The 13,200-nt window shown below is 70.9% G+C and carries 10 protein-coding genes; 5 read left to right on the forward strand and 5 right to left on the reverse strand.

Going from position 1 to position 13,200, the window contains the following annotated elements; all coding sequences use genetic code 11:
* The first annotated feature begins 13 nt into the window (after positions 1-13).
* Positions 14-1,345, forward strand: coding sequence for an ABC transporter ATP-binding protein (locus Pla133_RS11480; RefSeq protein WP_419192392.1), 1,332 nt, complete (start codon positions 14-16; stop codon positions 1,343-1,345).
* Positions 1,342-3,267: a class I SAM-dependent methyltransferase gene (locus Pla133_RS11485; RefSeq protein WP_145065295.1), complete on the forward strand. Its 1,926-nt coding sequence runs from the start codon at positions 1,342-1,344 to the stop codon at positions 3,265-3,267. Before Pla133_RS11480 ends, Pla133_RS11485 begins: the two co-directional genes overlap by 4 nt.
* Before the next feature lie 25 nt (positions 3,268-3,292).
* Here Pla133_RS11485 and Pla133_RS11490 read toward each other — a convergent pair whose 3' ends face one another.
* Together Pla133_RS11490 and Pla133_RS11495 are read right to left on the reverse strand one after the other, a co-directional pair.
* On the reverse strand, positions 3,293-4,786 hold the full coding sequence (locus Pla133_RS11490) for a hypothetical protein (RefSeq protein WP_145065297.1): 1,494 nt from the start codon (positions 4,784-4,786) through the stop codon (positions 3,293-3,295).
* Positions 4,786-6,618, reverse strand: a complete 1,833-nt coding sequence (locus Pla133_RS11495) for an SLC13 family permease (RefSeq protein WP_145065299.1) — start codon at positions 6,616-6,618, stop codon at positions 4,786-4,788. Before Pla133_RS11495 ends, Pla133_RS11490 begins: the two co-directional genes overlap by 1 nt.
* A gap of 216 nt (positions 6,619-6,834) precedes the next feature.
* On the opposite strand from Pla133_RS11495, the gene Pla133_RS11500 reads away from it, so the two are divergent.
* Both Pla133_RS11500 and moaA read left to right on the forward strand, forming a co-directional pair.
* On the forward strand, positions 6,835-7,980 hold the full coding sequence (locus Pla133_RS11500) for an ATP--guanido phosphotransferase (RefSeq protein WP_419192393.1): 1,146 nt from the start codon (positions 6,835-6,837) through the stop codon (positions 7,978-7,980).
* Positions 7,981-8,068: 88 nt separating this feature from the next.
* Positions 8,069-9,025 (forward strand): GTP 3',8-cyclase MoaA, encoded by a 957-nt coding sequence (gene moaA, locus Pla133_RS11505; protein WP_419192394.1) that lies wholly within the window; start codon positions 8,069-8,071, stop codon positions 9,023-9,025.
* A gap of 80 nt (positions 9,026-9,105) precedes the next feature.
* Here moaA and Pla133_RS11510 read toward each other — a convergent pair whose 3' ends face one another.
* Positions 9,106-9,774 (reverse strand): hypothetical protein, encoded by a 669-nt coding sequence (locus Pla133_RS11510; RefSeq protein ID WP_145065305.1) that lies wholly within the window; start codon positions 9,772-9,774, stop codon positions 9,106-9,108.
* An 88-nt stretch (positions 9,775-9,862) separates the two neighbouring features.
* A complete protein-coding gene (locus tag Pla133_RS11515) occupies positions 9,863-10,483 on the reverse strand; it encodes an HAD hydrolase-like protein (protein WP_145065308.1) in 621 nt (206 codons plus the stop codon).
* A gap of 218 nt (positions 10,484-10,701) precedes the next feature.
* Here Pla133_RS11515 and Pla133_RS11520 point away from each other — a divergent pair, with 218 nt between their 5' ends.
* Positions 10,702-11,868, forward strand: coding sequence for a glycosyltransferase family 4 protein (locus Pla133_RS11520; protein WP_145065310.1), 1,167 nt, complete (start codon positions 10,702-10,704; stop codon positions 11,866-11,868).
* A 344-nt stretch (positions 11,869-12,212) separates the two neighbouring features.
* Here the strand turns inward: Pla133_RS11520 and Pla133_RS11525 are convergent, their stop codons facing one another.
* Complete coding sequence (locus Pla133_RS11525; RefSeq protein ID WP_419192395.1) at positions 12,213-13,034, reverse strand: STAS domain-containing protein; 822 nt, start codon at positions 13,032-13,034, stop codon at positions 12,213-12,215.
* Positions 13,035-13,200 lie beyond the last annotated feature (166 nt).

Genomic DNA, 13,200 nt, shown 5'->3' on the forward strand with positions numbered 1-13,200 from the left:
GAGCGCCATGGCCATGAGTGAAACCAGCAGCGCCGTCCCGGCCAACGCCTCGTCCGCCGCGGCGGCATCCCGCTCGGGCAGCGAGCAAGCGATCGTCGCCGACGGGGTCTCCAAGTGCTATCGCCTCTACCAGAAGCCGATGCACCGGTTGCTGGACTCGCTGCACATCGGCGGGCCTCGCTACCGCGAATTCTGGGCCCTGCGCGAGGTCTATCTGGACGTTCGCAAGGGCGCCACCGTCGGCGTGATCGGCGAGAACGGCGCAGGTAAGAGCACCCTGCTCAAGCTGCTCTCGGGGGTCAGCTCGCCGACCACCGGCAGTGTCCAGGTCAACGGCCGTGTGACCTCACTGATCGAGCTCGGCGCCGGCTTCCATCCGGAGTTCTCAGGGATCGAGAACATCGGCCTGGCCTGCTCGATCCTCGGCATGCTGCCCGACGAGATCGCCGAGAAGACGCCCCAGATCGTCGAGTTCTCGGAGCTCGGCGACTTCATCCACCGCCCGGTCAAGGACTACAGCTCGGGCATGTACGTGCGCCTGGGTTTCGCCGTGGCGACCTGTGTCGAGCCCGACATCCTGCTGGTGGACGAGGCCCTGTCGGTGGGCGACGAACACTTCCGCGGCAAGTGCATGCGGCGCCTGAACGAGTTCGCCGAGGGTGGCGGGACCACCCTGTTCGTTTCGCACGACCTCGGCGCGGTCAAGCAGATGTGCGAGCACGTGGTCCTCGTGCACGAGGGACGCGTCGTCGAGCAGGGGCCTGCCGAGCGCGTGGCCGACGCCTACTTGAAGCGCGTGAAGATGCGCGGCAACGACGGCCTGTCCTTCGCAGCCCGCGCCGGCGGCGACTATCCCCAGTGGGGCAGCGGCGAGATCGCCGTCGAATCGGTCGAGCTGATCGGGCCGGGCGGACAGGCCGCGCGGGTCTTCTCGTCGGGTGAGCAGTTCACCGTCCAGACCCGCTACCGGGTGCAGGGCGCGGTGCGTGAGCCGGTTTTCGGGGTCGGGATCTACCGCTCCGACGGGACCTACGTGAACGGCTCGAACCACGAGTGGCGCGCCCAGCCGATCCAACTCACGGGCCTCGAGCCGGGCGAGACGGGGACAGTCGAGATGATCGTCGGCTCGCTGCCGCTCTTGCAGGGCGAGTACTACATCAGCACCTTCCTCTACGACCACGGGCACCCCACGCCGGTGGCCATCGACCACCGCGAGCGCGTGGTCGTGTTCCAGGTCGTCGACGAGCTGCACCGCCAGCACGGCATGGTGACGCTCGAGTCGGACTGGCGCGTGCGGCGCGAGCTGGCGGGTGGGGAGGTTTGCGAACTGGAGTCTCAGTCGTGACCTCGCTCAAGCGCCTGCCGATCGACCAGTACCAGCGCTACCGCTTGGTAGCGGACCTGGCGGAGCGCATGCGCGCCGAAGGACGCCCCTTGCGGGTGCTCGACGTCGGAGGCCGCACCGGCCTGCTGCGGCGCTTCCTGCCCACCGACCGGGTCTTCGCGGTGGACCGCGAGGGCATCGACGGCGCCCGCGACCTGGTGCTGGGCAGCGGCGCCCAGCTGCCCTTCGCCTCCGGGAGCTTCGACCTGGTGTGCGCCTTCGACACCCTGGAGCACGTCCCGCCCGCCGAGCGTGAGGCCTTCGTCGCGGAGTGTCTGCGAACCAGCCGCGCCCACGTGGTGCTGATCGGGCCCTGGGCCGGGAGCCGGATCGCCCAGGCCGAGCGCGACCTGGGCACGTTCCTCGAGGACAAGCTCGATCTAGTCCATCGCTACCTGGAAGAACACCATCAGCACGGGCTCCCCAGCCGGCGCAGGGCGACGCAGTGGATGACCGAGCGCGGGGCCGAAGTGCTCACCATCGGTCAGGGCAACCTCCAGCGTTGGCTGTCGCTGATGTGCCTCGAGATCTACATGGAGGCCGATCCGGACCTTCAGCGCTTCGCCCCGCGCCTGTACGAGTTCTACAACGCACACCTCTACAGCACCGACAACCGCGCGCCCGTCTACCGCCATGCGCTGGTGGCGGCCGTCGACGGAGCCGGCCTGCCCGATGTCGAGGGCATCTTCGGCCCCGAGCAGGAGTCGCCGGCGCTGTTCGAGGCTCTCAACCGCTTCCTCCCGGACCTGCTCGGCTTCGACCGCGCCAAGGGCCGCTGGCGCGAGGAGCGCCGGCGCTTCACGGAGATGGTGGAGGAGCTGCGCGGCGAGCTCGACGCACACCGCGAGTTGGTCTCGCGCCTGCGAAGCGACTACGAGAGCCAACTCGAGGTGACGCGCGAGGTCTCGAGCCTGCGCGAGGAGGAGCTCAGTGACCGCAAGGCCGTGGCGGCCCACGTGGAGCACCTGGAGTCCGAGCTCGCGAAGATGGACGACACGGCCCAGCGACTCGAACGCAACCGCCTGTCGACCCAGACGGAGCTCGAGGCCGTGATCGCCGACCGCGAAGCGATTCGCGCCAGTCTCGAAGAGGTCTCGGGCGACCGCGAGCGCGTGCTGCAAGACCGCGATGCGGTCTTGCGCGACCGGGACGCGGTGCTCGCCCATCGGGATGAGCTCCTGGAGGAGCGCGATCGGATCCTGGCCGACCTGCACGCCGCGCGCGTCGAACGGGACGAGATCCTCGCCGACCGTGATGCCGTAAGGACCCACCGGGACCAGATCGAGGCCGATCTCGGTCGCATGGTCGCAGACCTTGATCGCGCGCTGGACGAGCGCAATCGGGTGGTCGCCGAACACGAGGGCGCGGCCGTGCGCTTTGGCGTGCGCTTGGCCGAGATCGATCGCGACCGCGATGCCCTGCGCGAGCGGGCCGAGCACCTGGAGACGGTCATCGCGGCCCAGCGCGAGCAGTCAGAGACCTTCGACCACCGTCGCCTGGCAGCCGTGGAGCAGCAGCTGCGATCTCAGGTCGAGGCTCACGCGGCCCTGCGCCAAGAACGAGACCTACTCGCCGCCGAACTCGGTCTGGCCAACCGCGAGCGTGAGTCCCTGCGGCCGCGGGTCGCATGGATCGAGCAGCAAGTCGATCGCGAGCGCCGGGCCTCGGCCGAGGCGCGTGCGGCCCTCGCTGGTCTGCGACGGGATCTGACCGAGAGACTCGGCGCGCGCCTCGACGAGGATGATCGACGCCACCTGGGCTTCCCGGCTATCGATTCGGTCGACGGTGGCGCCCCTGCGGCACCGCTCCGCAGTCGCGGCGCCGACATCCGCAGGACTCGCGCCCGCAACCGCCGCCGCGGTCGCGCGGGTCGGCGGCGTTAGTCACGCCGCACGCGTCGCCTGATCGTCATGGATTCGATCGGTCGACGCTGCTCGCCACCAGGCCCCCGGCGGTCTCGGACCGAGCCCGCCGCGTGCCGTCGGGGCGCAGCTCGGCGAAGGGGCCGCGGACTTCGAGCTCACCACCGGCGGCGACGAAGGCGCGCAGACGATCCAGCTCTGCGTCGCTGACGACCGTCAGATCGACGGCGACCAAGCGACCGAAGCGCGCGACCAACGCCCCGTCCACCGCGTCCAACGGGATCGAGCCCGGGTGCTCGCCCGCCTGACGCAGTTGTTCGAGGGCTTCGCGCCGGCGGACCTCGTGGTGGCCTTCACGTTCCTGGAGACCGGCCAGCCGCCGCGTCCAGCCGAGGCGATCGCCGCGGGCCTCGCGCAGAAAGGCGTGGGCGAGGCTGTCGTCGGAGTGCAGTAGCGCCACGCCGCGCGGGTCGCGGTCGCGCTCGGGCTGGGCTGCGCGCGCACGCCGCAGGCTGGTCAGCTCCTGCTCGAGCACCACCCGCAGTTCGGGTGCGCTGGTGAGGTCTCGGTCGCACCAGACCACGACTCCGTCCACCGGTGCACCGACCAGGCCGCGCAGGTGGGCGCGCAGGGAGTCGGGGTCTTGCTGGTCCAGGAAGATCGTCTCCAGGATCGTCGCCGGCCCGCGGCCCAGGGCGCGCAGGCTCGCGCAGCGCTCGACGGCATCGGCGACGCGGTAGGGTTCGAGGACCTCCAGTGCCGCAGCGACCGCCTCGAGGTCGACCCCGCCGAAGGCCGTTTCACCCACCAGTCCCAGCACTCCGACGGCGAGGCCTGGTCGCAGCGCACGCGAGTGCTCGGCGAGCTCCAGCAGCAGGTCCGACAGCACCGCCCTCTGGAAGGCCCGTCCCCCGAGCCAGGCCCCCAGCTTCCGGGGCGTCGGCGACGACAGCAGCGCGTCAGTCGAACAGCGTCGCGCGCCGGGGCTGAGTCCGTAGCGCTCGCCCCCGCCCCCGGCGATCCAGCGCTGGAACGCCGCGTCGCAGTGGGCCGAGTGGCAGAAGTCGATCGGGTCGCCATAGGGCGTGATCGACACCTCGTCGCCCAGCGACACGAAGTCCGCGGCGACGCGGTCATCGGGGGCCAGGGAAGCGGCCAGGGCCGCGCGCAGGTCGGCGCGGGTCTGCGGGTCGCTCAAGCAGGGCGTGCGTACCAGCTCGCCCTCGTCGCGCGTCGCGCCGAAGCGAGCCAGGGGAAAACGGACCTCGAGGGAGTCGCGCTCAGGATGCAGGGTGTTGCGACCGGGTCCGTGGCCGACGTAGAAGGGCGCCCCGCGCTCCACGAGCCAGGCGGCGGTCCCCGCGCGCTCGACGTGGCTCCCTCCGGTCGCGTTCAGCAGCTGCTGCGGGAGGGGCTCGTCCCGGTGGTCCAGTCGCCACAGGTAGGCGGGGAAGGCGTCGACGGGCGGCGGCACCTCGATCGGGGACGTCTGGAGCCCGAGTGGCGCGAGGACCATGAGGGCCCCGATCGCAGGCCTCATCACTGCACCGCCGCGCGCAGTGGCCACAGCCAGGGGAGGATCACGATCAGCACCGTGCACACGATCGCGGTCAGGGGCGTTCCGACCTTGAGGAAGTCCTTGAAGCGGTAGTCGCCCGGCCCGACGACCATCGTGTTGGCCTGGTGGGCCACCGGCGACATGAAGGCCATGCTCGCGCCGGCAATCACCGCCAGCAGCAGCGCCCGCGGGTCGTAGGACAGCTCGCGCGCGACCTCGATCGCCACCTGGGCCATGATGATCCCGGCGGTGACGTTGGTGGTGAGCTGCGTCAGGGCCACGGTCGCCAACAGCAACAGGGCGATGATCGCGCGCGGCTCGGTGAAGCCCGAACCCAAGCTGAGCAGCAGGTTGGCCACGCGATCGTCGAGGCCCGAGCTGTGGAAGGCCGTGCCCAGGGCCAGCATCCCGCCGACCAGGAACAGCACCGAGAGGTCCACGGCCTCGCGCGCCTCGTCAGGTCGTACACAACCGCTGAGCACCAGAGCCAAGGCCCCGGCCAGGGCAGCCACGGAGAGGGGCATCCAACCGACGGCGGAGACGGCCAATACCAGGGCCAGGATCCCGACGGTGATCAGGGCACCCGAGCCGATGCTCGGCGGCTCGAGCTCGCCCAGCAGCAGCAATCGTCGGCTGCGTCGCATGCGTTCGATGTCGCGTTGGTGACCCTGCATCAGCAGCGTGTCGCCGACTTCCAGGCGCGCCTCGCGCAACTTGCTGGGCAGCAGCATCGCGTGTTGCGAGATGGCGAGGACGTTGAGCCCGGTCGAGGCACGGAATTCGGACTCCGCCAGGGAGCGGCCCACCAGGTCGGAGCCGGCGGGCACCACGCCCTCGACCAGTTGCACGTCGCCGGAGTCCAGGTGCAACCCGTCCACGTCGATGCTCGGCCGCTCGCGCAGGCCCAGCTCCTGGCGCAGACCCAGGATGGCGTCGGGGTCCCCCTGCACGATCAGCACGTCGTCGCTGTGGATGCGCCGGTTGGGCCCCGGGGCGAGCAGCGGCCCGGCCTGGGGTCCATCGCCGTCCTTGCGCACGATGCCGATCACCGCGATGCCGTGCCGGGCCACCGCGTCGATCTCGGCCACGGTCAGTCCGGCCAAAGAACTCGAGGCCTCGACCAAGACCTCACTGACGAACTTCGGCACCTGGTAGTGCTCGCTGAGGGTCTCGTCCACCCGGCGACGGGGCAGCAGGTTGCGCCCTGGCCACACGAAGTAGAGGGTTCCGACGGCCAGCAGGATCAGGCCCAAGTGGGAGAACTCGAACAGGCCGAAGGGCTCGATGCCCTCGCGCTCGATGACGCGGTTGATGGCCAGGTTGGTGGAGGTGCCGATCAGGGTGATCAGGCCTCCCAGGAGCGAGCCGAAGCTGAGCGGCATCAAGAGGCGTGAGACCGGCACGTCCAGCCGGCGCCCCAAGCTCGAAAGCACCGGGATCAGGGTCGCGACCACTCCCGTGTTCGAGAGAACCGACGAGAGCAGACCGGAGACTGCCGTGACCTTGGCCGCCAGGGGGGCCTCGGCGGCGGGGCCGCGGCGCCCGTCCTTGCTCGCCAGCAGGCGGTGGGCGATGGCCGTCGCGATGCCCCAGCGGTTGACCGCCCGGCCGAAGACGTACATCGATCCGATCAGCACCACCGCCGGGTCCGCGAAGCCCGCGAAGGCCTGCTCGGGGCTCAGCACGCGCGTGGCCGCCAGCACCACCACCACCAGTCCCGCGATCACGTCGTAGCGCAGGGCGTCCGTGATGAACAGCACCAGGCTCGCCGCGAGCGTAGCGAGAACGATCCACTCGTGGCTCGGGACGGGCATGGTGGGGAGGGGGCGGTCGGGCTCCGGCCGGAGCGATCCGAGCGGCCAGGCGGGACCCAGCTTGACCCGCGGGCACACCACGCCGCAAGCGGAGCCCCGCGCCAGGCTCCCGATCCCACCCCCGGCGACGTATCCTTGTCGCGGGAGACCCCGCCCCGGGCCTTGAACGAGACCTCAGGTCTGCCCATACCTGCCCGTGCCTTCCCCGACCGACCCTTGACCCTCCAACCGATCCGCATCGACGAGTTCGCCCACCACGTGGGGAGCTGGCTGGTTTCGCCCGGCCCCGAGTCCGACGTGGTCGTTTCGTGCCGGGTCCGATTGGCCAGAAACCTCTCCGCCTTCCCCTTCGTCACCCGGCTCGCGGATGACAAGGCGGCGCTCCTGGCCAAGGAGCTGCGCGCAGCCCTGACGGACCTGTCCGAGGGTGGTCCGGCCGGCGAGGCGGCCAGCACCGGCGACGGCACCTGGGTCGACATCCCCAAGGCCTCGAGCGTGGCGCGCCTGCTCCTGCGGGAGCGGCACCTGGTCAGCCGCGACCTGGCGCCGATCGAGGAGCAGCGCCGCGTGCCCGCGGGGCGCGCTGTGTTCTTCGCCCAGGCCGAGACCGTCTCGGCCATGGTCAACGAGGAGGACCACCTGCGCCTGCAGGGCTTCGCGGGAGGTTTCGACCTGGGTCTGGCCTGGCAGCGTGTGCGCGAGCTGGACCAGGGCCTCGAAGGGCGCGTCGACTTCGCCGTGTCGGAGCGCCTGGGCTACCTGACCGCCTGCCCGACCAACGTCGGGACCGGCATGCGCGCCTCGGTCATGCTGCACCTGCCGGCCCTGGGCCTGGTGCGCGCGGAACTCGAGAAGGTCTTCGCCGCGGCCCAGCGCACCGGGCTCGCCGTGCGCGGTATGTACGGCGAGGGCACCCGCGCGGCGGGGGACCTGTATCAGATCTCCAACCAGGTCACCCTCGGTCGCTCCGAGCCGGACCTGATCGGCGATCTCGAGTCCCTCGTGCCTTGCATCGTGGACTTCGAGCGTCGCGTGCGGAAGTCACTCATGGACGAGCGCCGCAGCTCGCTGGAGGAACGCGTGGAGCGCTCGTTGGGCATGCTCTGCAATGCCAAGACCATGCCCACCGACGTGGCCCTGATGCACCTCTCCAACCTGCGACTCGGTTCGTGTCTGGGGCTCTTCGATCGCGTGCAGGTGCAGGAGCTCAACGGCCTCGCAGTGCAGATTCAACGCGGGCACATCCAAGTGCGTAGCGTGCCCACGGCCAGCGCCGCCCTGTTGGACGCTCGAGAGCGGGATCAACTGCGCGCGACCTTCCTGCGCGAGCGCTTCGCAGACGGTGGAGGATCAGCCCAATGATCTTCAGCCTCGTGATTCTGTTCGGAGTGATCGTGGTGGTGGTGGTGGTGGTCGCCGTGATCGTGGGTGTGGGGGGAGGGTCCAAGCAGTGATCGACCAGTACGGGCGCCGCGTGACCTACCTGCGGGTCTCCCTGACCAACCGCTGCCAACTGAGCTGCACCTACTGCACGCTGCAGGACGAGCCGGCCGAGGTCATGACCCCCGATGAGATCGAGACGATCCTGCGCGTGGCGTCGGATCGATTGGGCTTCCGCAAGGTGCGCCTGACCGGGGGCGAGCCGACCCTGCGCCGCGACCTGCCGGACATCGTGCGACGCATCGACGCGATCCCCGGGATCCGCGAGGTCGCTCTGACGACCAACGCGATGCTGCTCGAGCGGCGTGCGGCCGAGCTGCACGCAGCGGGGCTGCGGACCGTCAACGTCAGCCTCGACACCCTGCGCCCGGAGCGCTTCAAGGAGCTGACCGGCAGCGATGGTCTGGCCGACGTGCTGGCCGGCCTGCGCGCGGCCCGCGACATCGGGATCCCCAACGTCAAGGTCAACGCGGTTCTGATGGGCGGCGTGAACGACGACGAGGTGGCGGACTTCGTGCGCTTCGCGGCGACGGAGCGCATCGAGGTGCGCTTCATCGAGCACATGCCAATGGACTCCGAGCGCGTGGAGCGCTGGAAGGTGGAGCCCCGGGAGGTCCTGGCGGCCCTGGCTGGCGAGGCCGGCGTCCAGCCGTTGCCTGCCCGCCAAGACGGCGGCCCGGCTGAACGCTTCCGCGTGGGCGAGGCCACGATCGGCTTCATCCACGCCATGTCGAATCCCTTCTGCGACCGCTGCAACCGGCTGCGGATCACGGCCGAGGGCACGATCCGCTCCTGCCTCTTGACCGGCGGCGAGGTCGACCTCAAGTCGGCCATCCGTGCCGGCGGCAGTGCCGCGGAAGTCGAGCGGCGAGTCGAGCAGCTCTTCCGCCAGGCCGCCGACATGAAGCCCCCGATCTACGACCTCCAGCGCGAGGGCGGGATCGCCATGCGCGCCATCGGCGGCTGAGGCTCAGAAGGCGCCGAGCTCGTGCGGCGGCAAGCCGCCGGCAGCCCGCGTTGGCCGTGGATCGCGGTGACCGATGTGGCCTAACGCCGCGGACCGCGCGTCGTCGGCGGGATCGCGAGCACGGGCGCGATGCACTCGGGCAGTCGCCGCCGGGTACCGACGGGCAGCGGGAAGGTGTAGCGCGCGCCCACGTCGAGCTCGAGCGGATCACCCGCGCGGTGGAACAGGTCCACCAGGCCGCCGGGGTGGCCTTCGAGGCGGAAGGAGCTGCCGTGGGGCAGGAGGCGCTGGCCGCGGGGCAGGCTGACGGCCAGGGCGCCCCGGCGCACCTCGATCTCGGCCGAGGCCAGGCGCCGGAAGCCCACTGCGCGCCCTCCGAGTGGGCCGCTGACCGGATCCACGAAGACACCGGCAGGGCCCGTCAGGCGTAGGGACGCGCTCCCGGACCAGGCCAGCTCGACCACCGACTCGACCCCCAGCTCCAGGTAGAAGCTGCGGTGGTGGAGTCGGGGGCCCGCCTGGCGGGTGAGCCACTGGAGCTCGTCACCGATCCGCAGATGGCCCCAGCCGGCGATGACCTCGACCCGTACCGGATCGCCCGCCGCGGGTCGCTGGACCCCCGAGGGGCCGGTCTGGGCGCCCTCCGGCGTGATCTGACGGCCCATCTGGGCCTGGGCGCCGCCCACGAGCAGGCACAGGCCGAGCAGAGCTCGGACCCCGCGCCCCAGGGATGTGCCCGGTCGATCCATCTCGACTGGGATCGGCCGTATGGCGCCGCCAGTTGAGGGACGCTGGCCAAATGGCCCGTCGGAGGGCCCCCAGCGGCCTTTCCCGGCCTCAGTGCAGGAGGTCGGCGGCCCGGTCGCACAGGTGCGCCAGCACCTCGTTCAGGTCCGCCAGGTGCAGATCCGGGTCGACGTCGTAGGCCTCGTCGCTGAGGGCCAGACCGGTCTCGACGGCCGCGATCTTGAGCCCCGCGCGCCACCCCGCGACCAGCTCCAGGGTGCTGTCGCCGACGACCCAGCTCTTGCCGATGTCGACGCCGTCGGTGTGGGCCGCGTGGTAGAAGGCGCCGGTGTTGGGCAGCAGGAAGACCGAGTCCTGGCGGTGGCGCCCCCGCCCGCGGGGGTGATCCAGGCAGACGTAGTTGCGCCGGATCGTGATGCCGTAGTTGGCCAGGGTCTCGAGCAGCACCGCCTCGGTCTCGGCCCAGTCGTCGTCGGAGACGTCGCCGAAGGCCACCGACTCCTCGTTGCCGACCAGGTAGAGGTTCCAGCCGCACTGGGAGGCGCGGAACATCGCGTCGAGCACGCCCGGGCGGAAGCGCAGGTCCTGTGGCCCGCGGGCGAAGCCGGCCGGCGGCAGGTCCAAGAGCGTCCCCCAGCGATCGATGAAGAGGCCGCGCGGGGCGTGTTCGGTGCCGGGGAGGGGAGCGAGGTTGATTCCCTGATCGGGCATGGTCGGAGAGCGGAGCGGCGTGGGCGCGAGCAATGACGAGAGGGCTGGCCTGGTTCTCGGCCGCCGCCGGGTCCGCTTGAGCGACCGGGGGCGATTCGTGACGGGTTGCAAGTCCGGTCCCTGCGCCACGCCGCGACGGGTCCGGGTGGCGCCGCTTGACTGGGCCGCTTCGGCGGGATTCTCTTGCACGGGCGCAATCCACCTGCCGCCCGCTCCCCATGGCCACCACCCGCATCGCTGTCCTCGTCGACGCCCTGAATCCCAGGGCACTGCGCAGCGAGCACCCGCCCAACCTGGTCGCCGCCCTCGAGGCCCTGGGCTACCGCGTCGAGTTGCACTGGGTCAGCGCCGGGCTCTTCGCGCGGGTCGACGGACGCTCCCCCCGCGGACCCGAGGTGGCCCAGCTCGAGGGGGCGTCGACCCAGGTTCTGGGCAGCCGTCCCGATCTCGTTCTGGCCTACGACCCCGCCTGTCCGGCGGCCTGGCTCGGCGCGCGGGTGGCGGGGCGACTGGACGTGCCCCTGGTTCTGATCGAACCCGCCTGGTTCCCCCTGAGGCGACTCCACGAGCGCATTCTCGAGGGCATCGGCCGGCGGCTGTGGGGCCATCGAATCCGCACCGAGACGGCGGCCGTGATCGCGGTCGACCCCTACGCCCGTGGGCGCGCCCTGTCCCGGGGCTTCGCCCTCGAGCGCGTGACGATGATTCCGAGCGGGGTCGACGCCGACCTCTATCGCCCGGGTCGCACGTCCGTCGCCATCGCGCGCCATCGACTGCGGGGACGCCTCTTGCTGCACGTGGGCCCGCTCGAGCCCGGCCGTGGACACGAAGTCCTGATTCAAGCCTTCGCGCGCACCGTGGGGCAGCGCGGGGACTGGACCCTGGTCTTCGTTGGCCAGGGCTCACTGCGCCGGCGACTGGAGACCACGGCGGCGCGACTGGGCGTGCGCGGCGGCGTGCGCTTCATCCCCAAGGTCGAGCCTGACGAGCTTGCCGGTCTCTACTGTGCCGCGACCCTGCTGGCCGTACCCGCCGAGGACGAGCGCGTGCGCGGACGGCAGATAGTGCGGGCGATGGCCGCCTGCCTGCCGGTGATGGCCTCCGACCTGCCCCGACTGGCCTTTCGGATCGAGCACGAGGTGACCGGCTATCTAGTTCCCCCGGGGGACCTGCGGGCCTGGACCGCGGCCCTGGAACGGGTGGCGTCCTCACCCGTCGCCCGTGAAGCCTGGGCCGACCGCGCCCGCGAGCGGGTGCTCGCGGACTACAGCTGGCCCCAGATCGCCGCCCGCTACCAGGCTCTCCTGGAGCGCGTGCTCGAGGGCAACGGCAAGCGCGTCAGCGCCGAGCGTGAATTGACGAGCCCGCGGGCTGTCGCCGAATAGCCGTCGGACACGTCGCGACATCGCGAAGGGCGAGGCGTGCCAGTCGTGGCCCGGAACGCCGGGCCTGCAAGGGACAGCTCGTCAGGCCCCGCGATGCCCGTTCGACCCGGCGACGCCGCGCGGTACGGCGACCCGCCAGCCGTCGGATCCGTAAGCCGTCGGATCCGAATGCCGCCGGATCCGAATGCCGTCGGATCCGAATGCCGCCGGATCCGAATGCCGTCGGATCCGAATGCCGCCGGATCCGAATGCCGTCGGATCCGAATGCCGCCGGATCCGAATGCCGCCGGATCCGAATGCCGCCGGATCCGAATGCCGTCGGATCCGAATGCCGCCGCGACCCGTCAGCCGTTGCGACCCGGCAGTTCCTTCTTGAGGAAGGCCATGTCTTCGGCGTACTGCCGGACCGCCGCCTGGGTCTGGTCGTCGAGCCCGTGGAAGCGACCGGCGACCTTGACGCCGTCGGGGCGTTCTTCAATCTCGGTGACCGCTGCGAGGCCGTCCACGTGACCCTTGCGGAGCAGGGGCAGGCGGAACTTGACCTTGAGTTCCGTACCAAGGGCGAGCAGCTGACCCAGCTCGAAGGGGGTCATGCCCGTGTTGCCGCCGTCCCAGGTGAAGCGCAGGCCCTCGGCGTCGACCGACGACATGCGGCCCACGCCGCGCCAGTTCTTGCCGAACTCGTGGCCGTGCACCGGGTTGGTGCCGCTGCCGGACGAGGCGGGCAGGAAGTGCTTGAGGCGTTCGGCATCGACGGGACTGAAGAGCACCGAGCCCGCGTCCTCCTTCTCGAGGATCGTCGCGTCGTCGAGGACCGGTTCCTCCTGGCCCCCGGCGACCGAGTCGCCCGCCGCCTCGTCGGAGTCGAAGACCGGGACGACCCGATCCAGGCCGACCTTCTCGAGGATGTCGCGCACGAAACTCGAGGGGCGCGAGATGGCCAGGGCACCGCCCTGGGAAGTCAGCGCCTTCGAGGCCTTGATGATCGCGCCCAGGGCGGTCGAGTTGATGAACTTGACCAGCCGCATGTTCAGGACCGCCCGATTCACCCCGGCGGCGACCAGGCCATCGATCTCCTGCTGCAGCATCGGGCAGTAGTAGGTGTCGAACTCGCCGCGGAGGTGGAGGACTGTGTAGCGCTCGCGCGGATCGGCCTGGATATGCATCGCGAATCGGGGATGACGTCTGCGGTGGTCGGGGACGGGCGGGGCATGATCGGCCGGGGCCCCGCGCCCTGGCAAGCAATTTCGTAGCCCACGGGTCCCCCGGGGGCCGCTCCCAGCGGCGTGGCTCCGGACACTCCGGGGACGGCTCGGGGGCCGCTGCGGGTAG

The organism is Engelhardtia mirabilis, assembly GCF_007748095.1.
Classification (GTDB): Bacteria; Planctomycetota; UBA1135; order UBA1135.

Bases quoted from the DNA above. Each gene is read 5' to 3' on its own strand.
- Pla133_RS11480 (WP_419192392.1), top strand. From the start codon at position 14: ATGAGTGAAACCAGCAGCGCCGTCCCGGCCAACGCCTCGTCCGCCGCG.
- Pla133_RS11490 (WP_145065297.1), bottom strand. From the start codon at position 4,786: ATGAGGCCTGCGATCGGGGCCCTCATGGTCCTCGCGCCACTCGGGCTC.
- Pla133_RS11495 (WP_145065299.1), bottom strand. From the start codon at position 6,618: ATGCCCGTCCCGAGCCACGAGTGGATCGTTCTCGCTACGCTCGCGGCG.
- Pla133_RS11510 (WP_145065305.1), bottom strand. From the start codon at position 9,774: ATGGATCGACCGGGCACATCCCTGGGGCGCGGGGTCCGAGCTCTGCTC.
- Pla133_RS11515 (WP_145065308.1), bottom strand. From the start codon at position 10,483: ATGCCCGATCAGGGAATCAACCTCGCTCCCCTCCCCGGCACCGAACAC.
- Pla133_RS11520 (WP_145065310.1), top strand. From the start codon at position 10,702: ATGGCCACCACCCGCATCGCTGTCCTCGTCGACGCCCTGAATCCCAGG.
- Pla133_RS11525 (WP_419192395.1), bottom strand. From the start codon at position 13,034: ATGCATATCCAGGCCGATCCGCGCGAGCGCTACACAGTCCTCCACCTC.